Source organism: Nostoc sp. UIC 10890 (assembly GCF_054786515.1).
On the sequence record NZ_JBSGKF010000001.1, the window covers coordinates 1,312,798 to 1,333,084 of the forward strand.

The 20,287-nt window shown below is 41.2% G+C and carries 20 protein-coding genes; 16 read left to right on the forward strand and 4 right to left on the reverse strand.

Annotated features, from left to right (window positions below; genetic code table 11):
* The 10 genes from ACWATR_RS05170 to ACWATR_RS05215 all read left to right on the forward strand — a co-directional run bounded on the left by ACWATR_RS05170 (position 1) and on the right by ACWATR_RS05215 (position 10,265).
* The gene (locus ACWATR_RS05170) at positions 1–372 is read left to right on the forward strand and encodes a hypothetical protein (RefSeq protein WP_069074131.1); all 372 of its coding nucleotides are present in this window, start codon (positions 1–3) and stop codon (positions 370–372) included.
* Positions 326–3,073, forward strand: coding sequence for a hypothetical protein (locus ACWATR_RS05175; protein ID WP_460330103.1), 2,748 nt, complete (start codon positions 326–328; stop codon positions 3,071–3,073). Before ACWATR_RS05170 ends, ACWATR_RS05175 begins: the two co-directional genes overlap by 47 nt.
* 109 nt (positions 3,074–3,182) lie before the next feature.
* On the forward strand, positions 3,183–4,013 hold the full coding sequence (locus ACWATR_RS05180) for a hypothetical protein (protein ID WP_460330105.1): 831 nt from the start codon (positions 3,183–3,185) through the stop codon (positions 4,011–4,013).
* An 86-nt stretch (positions 4,014–4,099) separates the two neighbouring features.
* Positions 4,100–5,149, forward strand: a complete 1,050-nt coding sequence (locus tag ACWATR_RS05185; RefSeq protein WP_069074128.1) for a hypothetical protein — start codon at positions 4,100–4,102, stop codon at positions 5,147–5,149.
* A 334-nt stretch (positions 5,150–5,483) separates the two neighbouring features.
* Positions 5,484–6,308, forward strand: a complete 825-nt coding sequence (locus ACWATR_RS05190) for a hypothetical protein (protein WP_460330107.1) — start codon at positions 5,484–5,486, stop codon at positions 6,306–6,308.
* A 51-nt stretch (positions 6,309–6,359) separates the two neighbouring features.
* Positions 6,360–7,064: a hypothetical protein gene (locus ACWATR_RS05195; RefSeq protein WP_460330109.1), complete on the forward strand. Its 705-nt coding sequence runs from the start codon at positions 6,360–6,362 to the stop codon at positions 7,062–7,064.
* Complete coding sequence (locus ACWATR_RS05200) at positions 7,061–8,668, forward strand: TrbI/VirB10 family protein (RefSeq protein ID WP_460330111.1); 1,608 nt, start codon at positions 7,061–7,063, stop codon at positions 8,666–8,668. The genes ACWATR_RS05195 and ACWATR_RS05200 overlap by 4 nt, the downstream gene beginning before the upstream one ends.
* Before the next feature lie 37 nt (positions 8,669–8,705).
* Positions 8,706–9,281, forward strand: a complete 576-nt coding sequence (locus ACWATR_RS05205; RefSeq protein ID WP_460330113.1) for a hypothetical protein — start codon at positions 8,706–8,708, stop codon at positions 9,279–9,281.
* Between the two features lie 423 nt (positions 9,282–9,704).
* A complete protein-coding gene (locus ACWATR_RS05210; protein ID WP_435024377.1) occupies positions 9,705–9,944 on the forward strand; it encodes a hypothetical protein in 240 nt (79 codons plus the stop codon).
* Positions 9,945–10,007: 63 nt separating this feature from the next.
* Complete coding sequence (locus ACWATR_RS05215) at positions 10,008–10,265, forward strand: hypothetical protein (RefSeq protein ID WP_460330115.1); 258 nt, start codon at positions 10,008–10,010, stop codon at positions 10,263–10,265.
* A gap of 59 nt (positions 10,266–10,324) precedes the next feature.
* Here ACWATR_RS05215 and plsY read toward each other — a convergent pair whose 3' ends face one another.
* The 4 genes from plsY to ACWATR_RS05235 all read right to left on the reverse strand — a co-directional run bounded on the left by plsY (position 10,325) and on the right by ACWATR_RS05235 (position 13,950).
* Complete coding sequence (gene plsY, locus ACWATR_RS05220; RefSeq protein ID WP_460330117.1) at positions 10,325–11,005, reverse strand: glycerol-3-phosphate 1-O-acyltransferase PlsY; 681 nt, start codon at positions 11,003–11,005, stop codon at positions 10,325–10,327.
* A gap of 210 nt (positions 11,006–11,215) precedes the next feature.
* Positions 11,216–12,487 carry a DUF3086 domain-containing protein gene (locus ACWATR_RS05225; protein ID WP_460330119.1) on the reverse strand — a complete coding sequence of 424 codons (1,272 nt, stop codon included), beginning with the start codon at positions 12,485–12,487 and terminating at the stop codon, positions 11,216–11,218.
* A gap of 137 nt (positions 12,488–12,624) precedes the next feature.
* Positions 12,625–13,011 carry a DUF3119 family protein gene (locus ACWATR_RS05230; RefSeq protein WP_460330121.1) on the reverse strand — a complete coding sequence of 129 codons (387 nt, stop codon included), beginning with the start codon at positions 13,009–13,011 and terminating at the stop codon, positions 12,625–12,627.
* 144 nt (positions 13,012–13,155) lie between these two features.
* Entirely contained in the window at positions 13,156–13,950 is a 795-nt protein-coding gene (locus ACWATR_RS05235; protein ID WP_181930422.1) for an MlaE family lipid ABC transporter permease subunit, read from the reverse strand.
* A 546-nt stretch (positions 13,951–14,496) separates the two neighbouring features.
* Here ACWATR_RS05235 and ACWATR_RS05240 point away from each other — a divergent pair.
* The 6 genes from ACWATR_RS05240 to ACWATR_RS05265 all read left to right on the forward strand — a co-directional run bounded on the left by ACWATR_RS05240 (position 14,497) and on the right by ACWATR_RS05265 (position 20,252).
* Positions 14,497–14,793 carry a hypothetical protein gene (locus ACWATR_RS05240; protein ID WP_460330123.1) on the forward strand — a complete coding sequence of 99 codons (297 nt, stop codon included), beginning with the start codon at positions 14,497–14,499 and terminating at the stop codon, positions 14,791–14,793.
* A gap of 544 nt (positions 14,794–15,337) precedes the next feature.
* Positions 15,338–16,159 (forward strand): signal peptide peptidase SppA, encoded by an 822-nt coding sequence (gene sppA, locus ACWATR_RS05245; protein WP_460330125.1) that lies wholly within the window; start codon positions 15,338–15,340, stop codon positions 16,157–16,159.
* Between the two features lie 124 nt (positions 16,160–16,283).
* Positions 16,284–16,697, forward strand: a complete 414-nt coding sequence (aroH, locus tag ACWATR_RS05250) for a chorismate mutase (protein ID WP_460330127.1) — start codon at positions 16,284–16,286, stop codon at positions 16,695–16,697.
* 72 nt (positions 16,698–16,769) lie between these two features.
* A complete protein-coding gene (locus tag ACWATR_RS05255) occupies positions 16,770–17,321 on the forward strand; it encodes an opioid growth factor receptor-related protein (protein ID WP_460330129.1) in 552 nt (183 codons plus the stop codon).
* A 156-nt stretch (positions 17,322–17,477) separates the two neighbouring features.
* Entirely contained in the window at positions 17,478–18,458 is a 981-nt protein-coding gene (locus tag ACWATR_RS05260; RefSeq protein ID WP_460340203.1) for an ABC transporter substrate-binding protein, read from the forward strand.
* Between the two features lie 9 nt (positions 18,459–18,467).
* A complete protein-coding gene (locus tag ACWATR_RS05265) occupies positions 18,468–20,252 on the forward strand; it encodes a sensor domain-containing diguanylate cyclase (protein WP_460330131.1) in 1,785 nt (594 codons plus the stop codon).
* The last annotated feature ends 35 nt before the right edge of the window (positions 20,253–20,287 follow it).

Below are 20,287 nucleotides of genomic sequence, written 5' to 3' on the forward strand. Positions count from 1 at the left end.
ATGTCTCAAGAGCGGGAACAAGAATTTCGTCCAGTCAACCAGGTTCTAGGAAGCCAACCTTCATTAGGGCCAATTCCTGCCGATCAAATTCTTCCTTGGACGGTAATTGCCTTAGCCTCTTATTTTATGATCAATGGAATTTTTGGAGGACTTTTCCAAGAAGAATTTCAAAAATGGTTGTGGACAATACTAATGACTGGTTGGGGAATAGGAACTTGGTGGATTTTAACTGGTGGTAGGAGTTGGAGTTTTTTAAGTAAATTTATTGGTGTTCCCGCTTGGACAAGAGGCTTTGCTCGTTATCAGAGCTTACTGGAAGTTAACCATGAAGCAAAAAATCGGAAAACAAAGCGTCGGCGTCGCCGGAAGTGAAAGTAGATTAACACCATTTGAAGATGCCTTACACTTGGCGACAATGCTGCGTGTCGCAATGAATGGACGCGATATTGGCGCTTACCTTTTGACAAAAGGCACTCAAAAAGATCGGTTCTGCTTTGTTTTTGGTTTTGATTGTAAGGGAATTCATACCACCTTAAGACCTGAACAAATAGATACACTTTTTAATAACATTGAAGCTGGGTTAAAAGACATCCCTACTGGTGAAAGGATGACCCTACACTTGGGTTCTTTTAGTTCAGACAAAGAGCGTCAAAAAGAATTAGCAACCCTAATCAGAAATTCGCCATCACGAGATATAAAATATTTGTTGATGGCGGAGAGAGCCAGAGTCAAAGAACTGACTCTTTCTGGTATTCGTAAACCCAAATTTTTACGAATTTATGTTACTTACACCATTGAATCCAACTCGCAACATGCAGACGATTGGATAGAAAAGCTGTTAGTCAAAGCTGAATCATGGTGGTTAAAATTCAAAGGTGATCTCTCAGAAGTAGAAAACCAACGCATTGAAACTCTGATCACAAATGCTTACAATCAAGGTTTTCTCCGCTGGGAACAAATCTTATCTAACAAAATGGGATTGGATGTCAAACCTTTGACTGCTGATGAACTCTGGGGGGACATCTGGAAAAGGTTTAATGATACGCAGCCAATAGATATTCCCCAGTTAATGACTTTAGATGAACAAGGATTGCATGAGCAAGTTAATTCAGATTTAGCTAGTACTAAATTGCTTCTAGAAAATATCCACGGCACAACTTTGCTGATGGAATCTAGTGTACCTTGTGCCGATCGCCGCTGGGTTAATGTTAACAATCGCTATATTGGCGCCCTGTCGTTTCTGGAAAAACCCGGAGGTTGGCCGAATAAATCTGCCCAACTCCGCTATTTATGGGAACTGTTAGCTAGAGAAACAGTAGTAGATACAGAAATTTTTTGTGAGTTGACTGCCGCAAATCCCGCAGTAGTGAAAACTACTCTGCAACGAGTGCTGAAGCAGTCAAATATGACAACAATTTTGGCTCAAGAAAAAAGTAAAACTATTGATGTCAATGCTCAATTAAAGTTGAAGAAATCGGTAGCAGCGCAAGAACAGTTATATGAAGGTGCAGTCCCGATTTATACGAGTGTCGCCATTTTGGTACATCGTCCCACTGTAGAGAAATTAGATGAGGCAACAAGATATATTGAAAACTGTTTTCAGCGTCCAGCTAGGGTAATTAGGGAAACTGAATATGCCTGGAAAATTTGGCTGCAAACTCTACCGATAGTTTGGGAAGGTTTATTAGCAACCCCCTTTAACCGTCGCCAGCTATATTTAACCAGTGAAGTTCCCGGATTAATGCCTCTAGTTTTAACTAAACGGGGTGATAGACAAGGCTTTGAGTTGATTGCTGAAGAAGGCGGCACACCCGTACATTTAGATTTATTTAATCAACACAAAAATTTAGCTTTGTTTGCTACAACTCGTGCTGGTAAATCTGTGTTGGTATCAGGGATTTTAACTCAGGCTTTGGCGCATGGGATTCCGGTTGTGGCGTTAGATTTCCCTAAACCTGATGGGACATCTACATTCACTGACTATACAGAGTTTATGGAGGGGAATGGGGCGTACTTTGATATCTCCAAACAATCGAATAACTTATTTGAACAACCAGATTTGCGATCGCTAGAACTAGAACAACAGCGCGATCGCTTCAACGATTATACTGCCTTCCTAGAATCAGCCTTAATGACAATGGTTTTAGGATCATCGACTGAAAGTCAAATTTTATCGCAAACCGTGCGATCGCTACTCAACCTCGCTTTAGAAGCCTTCTTTAGAGATGAGGGCATCAAAGAGCGATATCGACAGGCGATGGCGGCGGGATTTGGTACTCTTGCTTGGCAAAAAACCCCTACCTTAAAAGATTTTCTCTCTTTCTGCTCACCAGAACACTTGCAGCTAAGTTCTTTAACAGGCAGAGTAGAAGACGCCCTCAGTCAAATTCAGTTGCGCTTACGCTTTTGGCTTTCTAGCCGCGTAGGACAAGCTATTTCTGCACCATCCAGCTTTCCTACCGATGCCCAACTTTTAGTTTTTGCTCTCAGAAACCTATCAGATAGTGAAGATGCAGCCGTACTATCCTTAAGTGCCTATTCAGCCGCACTCCGACGCGCATTAGGTAGTCCAGCTTCCATATTCTTTATCGACGAAGCGCCAATTTTATTTGAATTCGAGCAAATTTCTGACTTAGTAGGCAGAATTTGTGCGAATGGCGCTAAAGCTGGTATCAGAGTGATCTTATCAGGACAAGATCCTGACACCATTGCTCGATCTAAAGCTGCATCTAAAATTTTGCAAAACCTGACAACACGATTGATTGGACGCATTCAGCCAGTTGCAGTGGATAGTTTTGCAGACATCTTGAAATATCCCCGCCAAGTTATTTCTCGCAATGCCTCAGAAAGCTTTTTTCCCCGCAAAGAAGGCGTTTATAGCCAATGGCTACTAGATGATAACGGTAGTTATACATTCTGCCGTTACTATCCAGGTTATGAACAATTAGCAGCAGTTGCTAATAACCCCTATGAACAAACTGCACGTAGCCAAATGATGCAACTTCACAGTGATAAATATGAAGCAATTTCTGCATTTGCACGTCAGTTAGTCGCGAATCTACGTAGTAGTTAATCGGGTTTTGTAAGTAGTTAACAGTGAGTTAAAAAGTATAAATCATCGTTAAAAAGCTAAATTCCTGACTCACTACATCATGTCGTCTACCTTTTTCAGGCACAAATGTATGAAAAAAACTACCATTTTTACTTTCACCTTACTATCCCTGGCAATACTACCAGGAATGGCACAAATTCAGACGGGTGGATTAGGTCAGGTTTGGACTGATTTTCAATCATATTCCACAGATTTGCAAAACTATCTTCAATATAATCTGAGCGAAAATTTAAAGCCTGTAGAAGTCCAGAGTCAAAATGCTCTGAGTAATTCTAAAGGAGAATTGAACATACCTAACCCTGTCGCTGCGGGAAAAAATGTTCGTGATAATTTGATTTTATACTCTTCTAATTCAGACTCTAGATCAAACCGCTTTGAGAATAATTCAGCAGTGCGGGGAAATTTAGTTAGTAATGAACTCAATCGTGTAATTACCCGCGGAGTAGCGGTAGGTATTCTCGGTGAAAATGGACAAATTCGGACAAAAACTAAGTTAGAAAATACAGAGAGAAGTCTGCAAGATATTGCTGGGTCAAATGATGTTGATAACCAGATTGATCGCTTTAAGAATCAACTGGAAAGTACTCAGATTGACAGAACAGTTAAACAAGTAATAAGTCTTGCTGACAACTTGTTAGGTCAGGGGGTATTAGCATTGCTAACTACTAACCAAGAAACCATTAAAATCCAACAGGAACAATCGAAAATTGTCGCTGAAACATTCGCTCAGTCATTACAAACTAATCAGTCTTTGCAATATTCTAATTTAAATTTGGCAAACATTTCTCAACAGACAGAAGAAGCGAATCGCGCTAGAAGAGTAGAAACAGCTACAGAAGCCTCACGACTTTTACGAGCAACTTCTCAACTAGATTTGTTTGGCAGAAAAGTTAACAAGTAGAATTTGAGGATAAAAAACTTTCATTGTTCCATAGATTGTTTAAAATCCTTCAACAGGAAATCTAAAAAACAGCCCATTAACTCAAAATGCAACTTGCTATCCAACTAATTTTTGCCCAAGTAGGCATTGACCAGATTCTTGATAATGGTACTGCAACTTCCCAAAGTGTTGCCGAAGGTTGGGATAAACAATGGCTGGATTTATTACAAAATAACACCAGCAATAATTTGTATGGAGCGCTGACAAATTTGGGTATTTTTTTCGCAGTAGGAACCCTGTTATTTTTTATGATACAATTCCTCAGAGACTTAATATCCTACGAATATAGTCGTCCCATATCAGCTTTAATTTGGCCTTTTATTGTGGTGGTACTCTTAAGTAATTCAGGCAATGGAAGTATACTTTCTAATCTGACGCTGGGAGTGCGAAATTTTTTAAACACTGTGAATCAGCAAGTATTGGTAACAGCAGATGCAGAGCAAATGTACCAGCAAGCACTGAATATGAGTATTGCTGAAGAAGTAGCTGGTTCTTTGCTTCGTCCTTGTCAATCACTCACTGGCGAACAACAAAGTCAATGCTTTGTCAAAGCTGCCGAAAAAGTCAACATTCTCTGGCAGAAATATCGAGATACTTATGGAAATAAAAACTGGATAGTTAGACTCCAAACTAAGGTAGATAACATCAGATATGGCACTGGAATTGTATCAGAAACCTCATTTAACTCTTTGTTAGGTTCTACAGTTCAAACGAGCATCAAAAACTTTTTAGTTTCCTTACAATATGCCTTCCAGAATTTGATAGAAGCTACTATGTTGCTGATAGCAGCATTAGGCCCACTGGCTGTAGGTGGTTCTTTACTCCCTGTCGCTGGTAAACCAATTTTTGCATGGCTGACTGGCTTTTTATCTATTGGAATTGCCAAGATTTCATTCAATATTATTGCTGTGCTGACTGCCGCAGTTATCGTCAATGGGCCAGGCCAAAATGCTAATGTTGATCCAGATTTGATGTGGTTCATCATTTTTCTGGGAATTTTAGCACCAATTTTATCTTTAATTGTGGCTGCTGCTGGCGGTTTTGCTGTATTCAGTGCTATCAGCAACACGGCTTCTTTAGTAAAGGAGAGAATATAGCAATCCGATTTGATTTCTGAATCACTCGTGGAGGTAAGGGACTGGGGATTAGGGACTGGGGACTGGGAAGAAGGAATAAAGATGTACTGAGTTTTGTTCAAAAATCAAATATGAGTCCTATATAAGTAGGTAAGTATAATTTCCGTAGTGAGTTATTCATCGCTCAAAAAAAAAGATTATTAGGACTAAAGTCCTTACTACAAACTTTTTTTACGCCTAGCTACTGAAGAAATTCAAGATGAATAAAGTTAATTTTGGCTCGTTTCCTGACTGCTGACTATATGCAAATCATCATATATAATGGCTGAAGTTTTTCGCAGGAGGAGATGATGAAATGGTGCGTTTACTAGAAAAAAGACAAAAAACGGGAAGTGTTTTGACAATTTTTGCGATCGCAACCTTCAGTTTACATATATTAGTTTTACTTTTATTCATATTACAAGGGCTAAATATTCGCCAACTCAGTTTAAGAAAACCTCCCAACTTTGTGCAATTAATCGACGGTCAACCAGTAGCTAATATTGATGATTTAGCAAGAGAACCAGAAACAATTCGCCGATTCATCAGCAAAACGATGATATCAATGTTTAGCTGGTCTGGAACCTTACCACCACAAACTATTGAAGAAGTCGCAAACCCCAAATCAGATTTAGGAATTCTGATCAGTACACCTCAAGGTGGTAGTCAAAAGATTAGTACTAGCAGTTGGGTAGCTAGTTTTGCCTTTTCAGAAGACTTTCGCAAAAGTTTCTTAAGCACAGTTGCAGAAATGACACCACCAGAAGTTTTCTCTGAAAATCCCAGCCAAGCGATGACATCACAATTAGTAATTAAGAGACTTTATCCGCCAAAAGAAATTGCACCAGGTAAATGGCGAGTGGGTATGGTAGCCGACTTAATTCAAAGAAACCGAATTGGTGGTGAAAAACTCATAACTCCTTTTAACAAAGATTTACTTGTACGTGCAGCAGATTATTTTGGTAATCCCCAAGCCAACAATGGTACAGACTTGCAAAAAGCAATATATAGTGTACGTGCTGATAAATTAGAAATTTATGAAATTCGTAACTTATGTTTGCTAGATGACTACAACAACCTGGACGAAGATAAATCCAAACAATGCGGAACTGGGCAAACATCTGGTAGTTTTATCAGATAATCGATTTCTACTTAATTTGAAGATAGTTCAATTTAATATAATCAAGTATTAATGCAATTACTTAAACCAGAGAATAAGAAAAATAGTCCCTTACCACTGTTGGCAGTAGTAACACTTGGTTTACATCTATTCACCTTGGTGTTACTAATATTTCACTGGTCTATGTTACAACAGTTAAGTCAGCAACTCACACCTCGAAGTTTAGTGCAACTTGTTGATGGTCGCACTATAACCGTAGACCCCCAACCAAATTTAGAACGACAACCAGAGGCTATTCGCCGTTTTGTGGGTGAAACTATGAGCTTAATGCTTACCTGGTCACAGCAACAGCCGCCAACTCAAGTCTGGGAAATTACTTCTCAACTTGTAGCTGATGATTTTAAACAAAAACTTAAATCAGAACTTACTAATTTAAATCCAGATAGCCAATTTGAAAATATTAATAGAGGAGCAGAGAATGTATTAGTAATCCAAAAAATTTCCCAACCGACAAAAATAGGTAATGGGACATGGAAAGTGGAGATGCTTGCCAATCAATTAACTTTTAGCAGTTATGATAAGTTGGGAAAATCAGTTTCCTTTAATAAACAAATTTTAGTTAGAGCCATAGATGAACCAGCAACTTCACTACCAAATGCAGCCCTACCGTCGTACTTCGCAGCTTATCGCCTTGGTGAAGCCAGACTAGAAATTTATAATGTCTGTGAAATCCAAGATAAAAATTGTTCTGGAAATCCAAATCAAGGTCTACCATGACTCGATACTCAATTCCTGCCGAAACGCCTCCCCAAAATGGATTTACTCTCACCACCGACGATCGCCAACCAGAAGTAGAATCTTTAGATTGGGAATCACGGATGTCAAGGTTGGTCGGCTTTGAAGAAGAATCTTCTTCTACCGATACCCAAGGTTTAGAAGACTCTGCAACGCCGCCAGAGTCGCTATCTCTTCCACAAGAAGTTCAAACTAAGCAAGCACTCTCATCTAATCCCTTTGCAAAATTAGGCTTGGTAGGGGCTGCTACCTTAGCGATCGTTTTGGTGGGTGGTGTGTTTTTATCCCAACTGATGGGTAGCAGTAGTCAAAAGCCAAAAAATATTGTTTCTCCACCAGTGCGTGAGCAGCCCACTGATGAATCTATATCTCAGCAGCTAGCAGCTGAAGTAGATACTCTCAAAACGAAATTAGCCCTAACTGAACAAGCACAGATGGTAAAAGCTGCTCAACAACAGCTGAGAATTGCCAAAACTACACCTAAAGTAGCCTTACAAGAACCGTCAGTTTCTTCCAGAGGTAGACAGACAGTGATTCCAACACCCCCACCAACAGCTTACGTGCCTCAGCCAGCACCAGTTGAACGCATCGTTAGAGTACCTGCTTATCAACCTTCTGTATCACCCCAACTACCAGCTGTGACAGCTGTGAGACCAACCACTCAACCGGTAGTCAATATAACTCCACCCCCTCCACCAAGCCCACTTGAAGAGTGGACAAGACTAGCAAAGTTAGGTAGCTACGGTCAAGTAAATGCCACCGATCAACCCAGTAATATAGCAGCGGCTCCTGAACCTGTAAACAATACTCAGCCGGAGGAACAGACACCAAACCCCAATCCTGAGCAAACCCCACAACCAGAAACTCCTGTAGTCAGTCAAGCCCAACCGCAGGGACAGAAATCTGTACCAATCGGGAGTAGTGCCAAAGGTGTGTTGGCGACAGCAATATTTGGGGAAACTACTAGGTCAGGCGGTGGTGGTGAGGGAGGTGAAGATAAAAATGTCTTTGTGATCCGATTGAAAGAACCATTAAAATCTACAGATGGTGCGATCGCTCTACCTGCAAACACCGAATTACTCGCTGAAATTCGTTCCCTCTCCGAACAAGGTCTTTTGCAGATGAACGTAGTCAAAGTTATCTCGCAAAATGATGGCAACGTTACAGAACGAAGCTTACCCAACAATGCAATCATTCTTCGCGCTTCCCAAGGTAAACCTTTAATTGCAAATAAATTTCCTGGTCAAAGTTCGTCTATAGCCTCAATGGATATAGGGTTATTCGTGTTGGGAGGTATTGGCAAAGCCGCAGAGTTAATCAATCGTAGTGATACTGAACTTCAACCACTTACTTCACAAACTACCGTTGACGGCAACACCAGTAGCAGCACAACTCTTACTACTGTTACTAAGAACAGACGCGACCTGACAGCCGGGGTTGTAGAAGGTGGTTTGAACTCTGTAGTACCCCAAATTGCCCAACGTAATCAACAAGCGATCGCCCAAATGTCACAACAAACTAATATTTGGTTTTTACCCGCTGGCACAAATGTTGAAATATACGTTAATCAACCAACTCAGTTTTAGCAGGTAAGATTTATACCAATTTTGGATATTTGCAACCATGAAAAAGAATACTAAATTGTCAGGAAATACCCCAGAACGTTCTTCTTATTTCCTACCGATAGCTTCCTTAACTTTCTCGGTTGCTATGTTCTTGTTGGTAGGTCGCGCTGTAGCCAATAACGCCGTTCTGCGTTCTATACTTTCCTGCCAAGCACAAGGCTTAGGGGGAGTCATACCGACGATCGATGTTTCGTATCAGCAAGGAACAAACTTAAGCTTTATTACAGCTGGAGAAGTAATTAAAAAAGTTTGGTTAAATGATCCATCACAGGTAACTATGGATTTTGATGGGCCGGTATGTATGCAATTTGGCCCAAAACCTAATACTAGTGCTGGAGATTGTAAAAACTCCGCAGCGAATGTAATTCAACTCAGACGAATTAAGAAACTCAACATTCCGGGACTTCCGAATACTAGCAATACACTTTTAACAGTTATTACCGAAGGGCAAGGTAAAAACAAGTTGTATACTTTTCGAGTGATATATGGAACAGATAGCCCCGGATATCATACTTTAGCAGTTTTTCCCGATTCTTCTGGTCAAGAAACTTCTTGTATAAAAAGTTCACAATAAACTTCTGGCAAAATTACTCAATGCAACCACTAAAGTTTCCCCTCGACAAAAAGCGCTGATGCCTATCTATGTCTGCATTAGGGCTTTCCCAGGGAGTAGTGATTGTTGTATTTCAACAGGCCATGCTCAGAATTCTCCGACTTGCAGCGCCGAAGTCTCTTAAGAATGTGCTCTCCGGGATTGGGGAAGAAATTCTTTTACAGCGTCTCGTAGAGAAGTATTAAGATTTGGTTGAAATCTGAATCCCCAGTCAAATCTTCCCAATCCCCAGTCCAGTTCAATCAATTAAAAAATGCCATAACCTAACCATACTGCCTTACTCAGGCGTTTCCAGCTTCTATCTTTATAAATCTTCAGATAAAAACTAACCACAAATCTCAAATCTGTGTAAATATAAAGAAAAGCTTAAGAGGTTACAGACTCATGGTAACTGCAAAAATGATGCAACAGCTTTGGGCTGTAATCGAGTCTACCCAGGTTAGCACTCTGCTCCAATTTGACGACGCTGCTTTAGTACAATTGCTACTCCAGCAGTTGAAAGCTAAACAAGGGCTTGATGCTCAGGCAGATGGCACCCTCAATACTTATATAAAATCTAAGCTGCCCCTAATTCGCGATACAGCTGAAGGTCGATTATCTTTAGGGCAAGGCGGCAATCATTAGTACGATAAATCAAGTGATTGTTCACTGCCAAGCATACGCTCAAAGTTCAAACAGTGGAATATTATGAATCACTGGCTAGTAATTGCCCTAGTAGCTTATCTCATTGGAGCAGCGATTGAAGGGGTGAGTACAGCCAGTCAGCTATCTCATTCAATACCAGAACTAGCTAAAAGCACACAAGCTCAACCTTCAGAGTCTAACACTGGGTCTAGTTCAAGTTGGCGAGTTGTGGCCGCCATCGCCTCAGTAAGTATTTGTGGAGCTTTTTTGTGGCCTTGCCGCCTTTTCCACCGTTTAATTAAAGGCAAAGTTAATTCGTAAACTAAACCCCCTGATGATAAAGCACAGGGGTAAAAACATATCTATTTGCGGTTAGACAATCATACAGTTTGTTCTGGTTCTGTCGCTACATTTTGCCCAATTTTTGGCTCAGTACCAGCAAGCAGCCGTTCAATATTAGTGCGATGGCGCAAAATCACATATAGTCCACCGGCAATTCCAAACAGAATATAGGGTAAGGGTTGATGCAAAAGTACCATGAAAATGGAAACTGCGATCGCACCTGCAATTGAACTCAAAGAGACAATCCGCGATATTGCTACAACGACGGCAAACACACCTGCTGTTGCTAAACCTACCTGCCAACTCATTGCTAATAAAATCCCTAAGCTAATAGCAACAGATTTACCACCAGTAAAGCCCAAAAAAATTGATTTACTATGTCCCAGGATGGCAGCTAACCCAACAAAAGTTACTATCCACGGTTGCCACAGATTTACATCTACCGTTGGGGGGATATAATTTTGGCTAGAAGCAAAATTGAATAACCAGTAAACTAGAGCGATCGCTAATACTCCCTTCAAAGAATCAAGTACTAAAACGAATGCTCCTGGCCCTTTTCCCAAGGTTCTTAGTACATTAGTTGCGCCAGTGGAACCTGAACCAACTTCCCGAATATCAATACCTTTTAACTGCTTCACAGCAATGTAGCCAGTGGGAAAAGAACCCAGCAGGTAAGCTATGACTACAATTGTCCCGCATAGAGTTAACCAAATAGCCATAATAAAATTCAAAATTCAAAATTCAAAATTTAAGAAAGTCAAGAGTAATACCTCTTGACCAATGACTCTTAGGAATGCAGAGTGCTGAGTCTAACTTTTTACTCAGAACTGGCTCAACACTCCGCTACCGCTAACGGAAAACTGTTTTGCCTAATGACGAATGACAAATGACCAATGACAAATGACCAATAACCAATGACAAATGACAAATTAAAAGTCATCATCATAGTTTCTCACTGTTTTGGGGTCAGGAGCAAAGGCTAACCACAAAGGAAATTGCAGCAGAGACAAACTGATTTGCTCCTCTGAATCATCAATGATAATTAAGGGAATTTGATTGGCTTTCGTCAATCGGTCTGCTTTCTGAGCGAGAGCATCAGATGCCTCGAATAATACCACACCCCTGTCTGGGCCGAAATCAGGGCGACCAATTCCTAGACAGTCTTGTAAGCCGCGCCGCCATTCACCTAATCGCTCCGGTGTATTAGCTAAGACTAAAGTACGGACGCGATCGCCATATAGTTTATGTAATATCGAAATCGCAGATGAGGCAATTAAGATATTCTGCAAACGGCTACCCATTGTCCGCAAACCACCCCGTCCCCCTTGGGTAAAAAACCAGTTAGAAACTCGTTCAGCGTGGATTGGTTCAAAGGTACGGCGTAGTTGCCACGGTGGGCCGTAGTAATCTGGTTTATTGCGGTATTGGTCAATTAAGCGGCGAATTTGCTTTGTAGTATCTTGGAACTGCTGTTGGGCAAATTGGGGTATTCCAGGTTGAGATTCAACTGGTTTCGCCTCTTTTACAGGTGGTTTTTCTCGTTCTACCACACTTGGCGTCAGTTGCAACTGCTCGGCAGCAGAGGCCAAATCCTGTAAGCTACCCGTGAGATAGTCTTTAAAACCCTGCACCCGAATTGCCAAGTCTTGGGATGTACCAGCAAAAGTGGTTCGCATCTCGTTGCGGATACGTTCTTGACGGCGTTCTAATTGTTCTACAGAAATTTGCAGGGTTTGTTTGCGTTGTTCTAACTGCAACAGCGACTCTTGTACAAGTCGTCCCAGTGAGGTTTGAGTTTCACTCACCTGTGCCTTAAGGCTTTCGTAAGAAGCTTGCAGCTTGGCTATTTCTTCCTTGAGAGCAGATTCAGCCCTCTGCAACTCTGTCACTCGCTGCTCTGCTTCGGCATATAATGATTGATTTCCTGATCCTATTTCAGACCCCAGCGCAACATTTTCCGCTTCTAACTGCGCTACAAACTCGCCATTTGAATTTTCTGTTAGCTCTGTAGAATTTACCACTTCTGCATTGGAAATGAGTGGCTCAGAAGTTGTATAGTCCTCTGATGAGTTACTGGCTGCTATTTCTACCACTGACTCAACAGATGGATTTTCTGGATTTTCAACTGCGTTGTTCTCTTCTTGTTTTTCTGTCAACCGCTCATCAATTGGTTCTGGGGTTTGAGATGCCTCTGGGTTCATAAACAATAGTGTAATTCCTATGACGCGAATAAATAGCTTTCAGAAATATTACAATTGACCTGCCATAAAAGTCCTGAGTTATGAGTGCTGAGTTATGAGTTTAGAGCAAAACGACTCAGCACAGATGGTACTCAGCACTAAATACGCGGACAACGTTGTTCTAAGCAACTTTTCAGGGTGTTGGGATCAAATAAAATCGGCAAAAAGTGAATACTTTTAATTTCTTTAAAGTAAAACAGAATGGGGACTCCATTCCAGAAGATCCGCCAGTTTTGCCATTCTTGGTAGGGAAAGCGCCGAATTAATTTTTCGCCTCTGTAAATATCTAAGTCAGTGGCGGTAAATTGCAACCGCAGCGTTAACGCCTGAAACATGAGAAACAAACCAAAAAGTGTGAAAACTAAGCCTACCAACGGTTGTACCAACAGTAGTGGAATAGCGGCAATCACCAAGACTATCGGTATATTGTAACTAGGCTTGAGTTCCACAGTTGATGTGGAGCTAGGAGCAAATGAACTGGTCACAGTCTTAAATCCTGCTTTATTTAGTAGGAGGCATCTATCCTATTTTAGGAGGCAGGAGGCAGGAGTTAGAAGTTAAGAGTGAGGAGTGAGGAGTTAAAACTCATAACTCATAACTCATAACTCTTAACTCATAACTGATTAATTTTATAAGCCTAAGAATGCACTGCCAGTCCCCTGAAACATTAACCAAGAAAGAAAAAAGTTGCTAACAAATATAATTAACAAGGCAGTCACAACAGCAGTTGTAGTTGACTGTCCTACACCTTTGGCACCTCCTGTTGTTGTCAACCCCCAGCTGCAACCGATTACGGCGATTAAAATGCCAAAGCAACACGCCTTAATCATGGCGCTAAAAATATCCCAGATTCCAAGAAAGCTACGAGCTGAGTCTAAGAATACCGTATCAGACAGGTTGTAGATATTTGTCGCAATTATTAATCCTCCGAACATCCCTGTTACCAAAGACAGGAGGGTTAAAATTGGCAGCATTAAACAGCAAGCAAGAACGCGAGGGATAACCAGGTAATCGATTGGATCTGTTCTTAACATCAACATGGCATCGATTTGTTCTGAGACTCGCATGGTACCAATTTCTGCTGCAAAGGCAGAACCGACTCGTCCCGCCAAAACCACTGCTGTCAACACAGGAGCGAGTTCTCGTGTCAACGCTACAGAAAGCACTCCGCCGATAATGTTTCCTGCACCAAAGTTGATAAATTCCCGTGCTACCTGAATGGTAAACACAGCGCCAACGAAAATAGCCGTCAACAGGGCAATAAATAGGGAATCTGGCCCAACTGCTGCCATTTGTTCTAAGGTGTTGCGCCGATGGATTTTGCCCCTCAATAGGTGAACTAGTACTTGCCCACCCAGAAAAATCGCCGCCAGCAGCCGCTGACTCCATTCCCCTAAACTGGATTTGGATGTAGTCTGGTTCAATGTTCTGTAGCTAACTCGGTAACTGCCTTAAGAATAGCGGAAGTCATGGGGAATGGGGAATGGGGAATGGGGAATGGGGAATGGGGAATGGGGAATGGGGAATGGGGAATGGGGAATGGGGAATGGGGAATGGGGAATGGGGAATAGGGAATGGGGAATGGGGAATGGGGAATGGGGAATGGGGAATAGGGAATGGGGAATGGGGAATAGGGAATGGGCATTGGGCATTGCTTATCTCCCCACTCTTCTAATAAGGCGAAACATTAACTTAGATTAAAGATGCTCTCAGAAAATAAAGTTGTTATTAAACGTGCTACAAAGCAATAAATAGGTGCTAACCTTGGCTAGAATCTTGATTTTGCAAGGTTTTTTCAGATTTCAGTCATTTTTAATATCCCCAGCATGTGCTGTAACTGGTAGCCGCTTCTTTTAATGAAAACTTAAGATTCTTGACAGATTGTCTGCTTCGGAGCGATCGCACGTATTGTAGAAATTGACAAACCGCTATCTAGCTCTTGTCATCTCTACTCACGGAGTTTGTCTTAAATGACTATTTTCACTAACTTTCTCCGCTCTCTACTACTGACGATCATTTTTAGTTTTGTCGCTCCCATGTTCTTTGTTGGTGGTGGATTGCTCCTTCTATCACTCATCGGTCACTTCCCTGGCTTACAAGAGTTAACTGAGGCGATCGCTACTGAGATTATCCATTTTCTCGCCACCTTTGGCAGTGGAACTCCCCTCCGCGGATTAGTTGTAATTAGCTTGACCTGTACTTTTGTCGGCGCACTGTTTGATATGTACGTTTATTATCGGTATCAAATATTACGAATAGATTCATAAATAGTGAAAATAGCTTTTTAAAGCGCTCATGGGCTGTAGAAGATAAGAAAAAGTGATATTCCCGACAGTGAAAGTACTACTGGTCTTAAACTAAATAGAGATTAGTGTTGCTGAGTGAAACTTCATGAATTAAATTGAGTACCAAATTTATTGATGAAATATTTATTAATCATTAGTTATTAGTTATTAATTACTAACAACTAGTATGGGTGTTTGACCGTAGTAAAATAATATTCAAAAAGTTAAAAAGTTATAATACGAAGGGGTTTGAAATTTTGAATTCCGCAAAAAAGCTAAAATAGTCTGTACTAATTCATCACGTTGGACGCTAAACTAGAGTTTAGCATTTTGTGTTAGCTACAATCTTTAAGGACTTGATTAGCATTCATCGAGAATATCAAAATAAAACTCACTGAAAAATATAAAAATTTCCTTAAAATTATGATGAGCACAATCCCTGCTCATGTTTCTTAACAGAGAAAAACAGGGCGTCTGACCGTTGGGCATCTTATATTGAATTTATTACGAGGTATGTTGACAGCTCATGATTTGGCCGTTTAAGCCCAAGTTTAGAAAACAAATTGCGCGGATTGAAATTACTGGTGCGATCGCCGGTGCTACTCGCAAACGCGTCCTAGAAGCCCTAAAAACTGTAGAAGAAAAAAAGTTTCCGGCATTATTGCTCCGTATCGATAGTCCTGGCGGTACAGTCGGAGATTCCCAAGAAATATACAGCGCCCTGAAGCGTTTGCGCGAAAAAATCAAAATCGTTGCTAGCTTTGGCAATATTTCGGCTTCTGGAGGAGTCTACATCGGCATGGGAGCCGAATACATAGTAGCTAACCCAGGTACGATTACGGGTAGTATCGGTGTGATTTTGCGTGGGAATAACTTGGAACGCTTGCTAGAAAAAATTGGTGTTTCCTTCAAGGTAATTAAGTCTGGCCCTTACAAAGACATATTGTCTTTTGACCGGGAATTGACTCAACCAGAAGAAAATATCCTGCAAGAGTTGATTGACACAAGTTATCAGCAGTTTGTCCAAACGGTAGCAGATGGCCGTTCTTTAACAGTAGAAGCTGTGAAAAGTTTCGCCGATGGCCGGATTTTTACTGGACAGCAAGCCTTAGAGTTGGGTGTTGTAGACCGCCTGGGCACAGAAGAAGATGCCCGCCGCTGGACAGCAGAACTAGTCGGACTTGATCCGGAAAAAACTCTCTGCTATACCCTAGAAGAACGTAAACCCTTATTGAGTCGTCTTCTACCAGGGAGTCGTCAATTTTCATCAGGAATTGGGGCTGGTATTGATTGGCTCGAATTTGAAATGTCTACTAGTGGTTTACCGTTGTGGTTATATCGACCCTAATATGAGTTAGGAGTTAGGAGAGACGCGATTAATCGCGTCTGTACAGGAGTTATGAGTTAAAAATCTTAACTTCTCATTCTCAACTCCTAATTCCTCACTTTTATGTTTTAAGGAGGATTTTGGCGTGGACTGGCAAATGCGGGCTATTCGCGGAGCAACAACCGCTTCAGAAAATACTGTTGAGGTAATTCAAGAGGTAGTTACAGAACTACTAGATGAATTAGAAAACCGGAATCAATTCCAGCCGGGGGACATGATCAGTGTGACTTTCTCTGTGACACGCGATTTGGATGCGATTTTCCCAGCTGCGATCGCCAGAGCGCGTCCTGGTTGGGATAATGTGGCTATGTTGGATGTGCAGCAAATGCACGTCGAAGGCAGCTTACAGCGCTGCATTCGGTTCTTAATCCATGCCTATCTGCCAGCCTCCGCCTCAATTCATCATATATATTTACGCAATGCCGCCAGCTTGCGTCCCGACTGGAGTTTGCCTCAGACTTTACAAGCATCACAGTCAGCAGTGAAGTCAAAAGTGTAAGCTATCTAAGAAAATTCATGTAAAAAAACTACAAAATTAGCTCCTGATGTTGATTTGTGAAGGTAGTTTCCAATGAATCATGAAAAACAACTCACTTCAATGCTTGTTCCGTTCTACTTAGGGGAGCAACAAGATTCAGAAGGTCGCACAATTCAAGATATTTGGACTTGGAATTTTGAAGAATTAGAATGTGCCCATGATTACATTCAGTGGTTGTTCCCTTTAGCTGAACAAAGTGCATTCAATCCTGATGCACCCATCGTTGATGAGTCAGTAATTCAAGCATTTCAAATCAACCCCCACCTACGCCAAAATTTGCTGCGTTCCTTCACAGTCATGCTTCAGTTTTATGGGTTGCAACGTTATGAGAGTAATGACGGAAAAATAGTTGTCAGCCAGTCAGAAGACTATCCGAATCGTAAACGCGAATGGGTTTCTATATTAGACCATAATTATCTTCGCATCACCCGTATATTAAAGTGCTTGATAACATTTGGATTAGAGAATGAAGCCCAAGCATTTTATAAATGTTTGCGGCAGATATATCATGAGAATAGCGATCGGATCGGAGGTGAAACATTTCGGTATTGGACAATTGCAGTCAAACCCAATACGACAATGTAACAATCTCATTGGATGCCGACGAGATTGAGGTGGTTGGTTGAGACTGAAAGCCTAATGCACTTTGAGGATATCTGTAGGCGACGCACTTTCGGGAAACTTTCGAGGCGATCGCTTTCAGATTGCTTCTATATTAAAGTATCTGTCAGCCAGCTAACTTTGTTTAAACTACTCAGATATATTAGTATTTGTCTCATTACCGCCTGTTTGCTATTTGGTTGTCATACTTCATCACCGACCGAATTCAAACGCCCTCCCTTGAAAGTGCAATTTACATCTTTTATTGGAGAGTATCCAGGCATCATTGCTCAAGAAAAAGGATTCTTCAAAGCCCGAGGTGTAGATGTTGAACTAATTAATAAACAATATAGCCAGTTGGAAAGAGCAAATTTCAGTGCGGGTAAGTATGATGGTATTACAGCGTCCTTGGGAAGTTTTATCATCTTGAGTGCCACAAATCCTGATATACAAGGTGTGCTGGTTATAGATGAATCAACAGGAGCAGATGTAGTAGTCGCCCAACCACAAATAAAAACTGTCGCTGAGTTGCAAGGGAAAAAGCTAGGTGCAAATCTAGGCGGTTTTAGCGAACTTTTTGTGACTGAGATGTTGAAAAGTTCCAACTTGACCAGCGATGATGTGAAATTGGTTAAATTAGAGGCTTTAGAAATTCCTCAAGGCCTGAAAAATAATGTTATTCAAGCCGGACACACTTGGCAACCCCATCTTTCTGAAGCTATTAAATCAGGGGGACATATCCTATTTACTAGCAAACAAACCCCTGGCTTGATTTTAGATATGATTATCTTTCGCAATGATACAATCCGCGATCGCCCCGAAGACGTTCGTGCATTTGTGCGAGGATGGCTGCAAGCTGAGACCTACTGGAGGGCAAATGTTCAGGAAGGAAACGCGATCATCAGCAAAGCCTTAAAAATTCCTAGCAATACACTCTCTCTGGAGGGAGTGAACCTAACTGATTTAGCTGAAAATCAAAAATTATTTCAATCTAACAACCCTAACTCTATCTACAAAACTGCCAAGATATATGCAGACTTTTTTATTCGCTCTGGAAATGTGACGCGTATTCCTGAGCTAAAAAGTTTGTTCAATTCTTCCTTCTTGAACCCTCCCTTCTAGTTTAAAGCCATGCAGCAGACTTTTTTGGGCAGCATTCGGACAAAGTTGATCGCCTCGTTTCTGATTGTTGCTTTGATTCCTTTGCTGTTATTGGCATTTATCAACAAACAGACAACTGAAAAAGCACTAACTGACAACGCCCGACAAGCCCTATCTGCGGCGGCTAAGGAAACCGCTAACAGAATAGATGCCTTTATTGATGGAAATCTCAATGCCGTGCGCGTAGAGGCGATTTTACCAGGTTCGGCACGCTACCTCAGCCTAACTCCAAAACAGCGAGATGACAGCCCCGAAATGCAATTGGCGATAGAAACATTAATTCGTCTCAGTCGCAAAGATATGCTCAATATTCTCTCTTATGCTTTGCTCGACTTAAACGGGAAAAATGTATTGGATACACATACATCGAACATTGGCAAAGATGAATCTGATCAAGATTATTTTAAAAAACCATTGCAAACAGAGTTATCCTTTGTTTCTAGCATGAAGCGATCGCCAACAATTCCTGACCTTGTTACCCTGTTTTTTAGCAGTCCGGTTCGCAATGCCAAGGGAGATATATTGGGTGTATTGCGTGTTTCATACAATGCTACTGTTGTCCAGCAGTTAGTAACTCGACAAACTGAACGGGCTGGGGCAAAATCCTTTGCTATTCTTTTAGATGAAAATAATATTTATCTGGCACATAGCACTGCACCAAAACTACTTTTTAAATCAATTGTGCCCCTGCCTTTGGATGTTGTAACTCAACTACAACAGAAAGGGCGTTTGCTTAATTCTCCTTTCAAAGAATTGGCAACTAATGAGTCAAAACTTAAGCAAGCATTAGATAATAAACAGTCGTATTTAATTGCATCCTTGTCAGCAACAGGTAATCAGGTTAATCTGATTGCGATCGCTCATTTAAAATATAAACCTTGGACTGTGTTGTTCGCACAACCCCTTGCTGTTGCCCTAGAACCTGTAGAAAAGCAAATTCGTGATGCAATGTTTCTATTTGCAATTATTGCTTCAGTAGTGACAATCATCGCTTTTGCCATTGGACAACTGCTAACAAAACCAATAATTTACCTTACGAATATAGTTTTCCAATTTACCGCAGGTAACTTAGATATCCGCGCCAAAATTAGCTCACAAGACGAAATAGGTCAACTGGCAGCATCGTTTAACAACATGGCACTTCAGTTACAAACATCCTTGGAAACTTTGGAACAACGGGTACAGGAGAGAACAGCAGAGTTAGTAATTGCTAAAGAAACAGCAGAAGATGCAAATCTTAAACTAGAACAATTGGTAAATCTAGATGGTTTGACTCAGGTAGCTAACCGTCGCTGCTTCAATGCACGACTGCAAGCAGAATGGAAACGCCTTGCAAGAGAACGACGACCCCTGTCAATGATTTTATTCGATGTTGATAAATTCAAATCTTACAACGACTGCTATGGTCATCTTGAAGGCGATTATTGTTTAATAAAAATAGCGCAAACAGTTCAACAGACAGTTAATCGTCCTGGCGATCTAGTAGCACGTTATGGAGGAGAAGAATTTTCGGTACTGCTTCCCAATACTGATTTAGCAGGAGCAATCAAAGTAACACAAAATATTCAGCAAGCAATTTACGCTCAGTCCATTTCCCATGCATCGTCTGATGTCAAGGATATCGTCACAGTTAGTTTGGGTATTACTTCTGTCATACCCATTTGCGACATTAAGCCAGATACACTCATCGCTTTAGCCGATAAAGCACTGTACAATGCCAAACAAAAGGGGCGCGATCGCTATTGTACGTTTTGATTTACAACCCCTTCGGGGCGGGAGTAGGGAGTAGG

What these genes read in the sequence shown, in the direction of transcription:
- ACWATR_RS05170 (WP_069074131.1), top strand. Translation starts at nt 1, where the DNA reads ATGTCTCAAGAGCGGGAACAAGAATTTCGTCCAGTCAACCAGGTTCTA.
- plsY (WP_460330117.1), bottom strand. Translation starts at nt 11,005, where the DNA reads ATGGCTATTTGGTTAACTCTATGCGGGACAATTGTAGTCATAGCTTAC.
- ACWATR_RS05180 (WP_460330105.1), top strand. Translation starts at nt 3,183, where the DNA reads ATGAAAAAAACTACCATTTTTACTTTCACCTTACTATCCCTGGCAATA.
- sppA (WP_460330125.1), top strand. Translation starts at nt 15,338, where the DNA reads ATGATTTGGCCGTTTAAGCCCAAGTTTAGAAAACAAATTGCGCGGATT.
- ACWATR_RS05200 (WP_460330111.1), top strand. Translation starts at nt 7,061, where the DNA reads ATGACTCGATACTCAATTCCTGCCGAAACGCCTCCCCAAAATGGATTT.
- ACWATR_RS05255 (WP_460330129.1), top strand. Translation starts at nt 16,770, where the DNA reads ATGAATCATGAAAAACAACTCACTTCAATGCTTGTTCCGTTCTACTTA.
- ACWATR_RS05185 (WP_069074128.1), top strand. Translation starts at nt 4,100, where the DNA reads ATGCAACTTGCTATCCAACTAATTTTTGCCCAAGTAGGCATTGACCAG.
- ACWATR_RS05195 (WP_460330109.1), top strand. Translation starts at nt 6,360, where the DNA reads ATGCAATTACTTAAACCAGAGAATAAGAAAAATAGTCCCTTACCACTG.
- ACWATR_RS05225 (WP_460330119.1), bottom strand. Translation starts at nt 12,487, where the DNA reads ATGAACCCAGAGGCATCTCAAACCCCAGAACCAATTGATGAGCGGTTG.
- ACWATR_RS05205 (WP_460330113.1), top strand. Translation starts at nt 8,706, where the DNA reads ATGAAAAAGAATACTAAATTGTCAGGAAATACCCCAGAACGTTCTTCT.
- ACWATR_RS05190 (WP_460330107.1), top strand. Translation starts at nt 5,484, where the DNA reads ATGGTGCGTTTACTAGAAAAAAGACAAAAAACGGGAAGTGTTTTGACA.
- ACWATR_RS05215 (WP_460330115.1), top strand. Translation starts at nt 10,008, where the DNA reads ATGAATCACTGGCTAGTAATTGCCCTAGTAGCTTATCTCATTGGAGCA.
- ACWATR_RS05210 (WP_435024377.1), top strand. Translation starts at nt 9,705, where the DNA reads ATGGTAACTGCAAAAATGATGCAACAGCTTTGGGCTGTAATCGAGTCT.
- ACWATR_RS05240 (WP_460330123.1), top strand. Translation starts at nt 14,497, where the DNA reads ATGACTATTTTCACTAACTTTCTCCGCTCTCTACTACTGACGATCATT.
- ACWATR_RS05175 (WP_460330103.1), top strand. Translation starts at nt 326, where the DNA reads ATGAAGCAAAAAATCGGAAAACAAAGCGTCGGCGTCGCCGGAAGTGAA.
- ACWATR_RS05265 (WP_460330131.1), top strand. Translation starts at nt 18,468, where the DNA reads ATGCAGCAGACTTTTTTGGGCAGCATTCGGACAAAGTTGATCGCCTCG.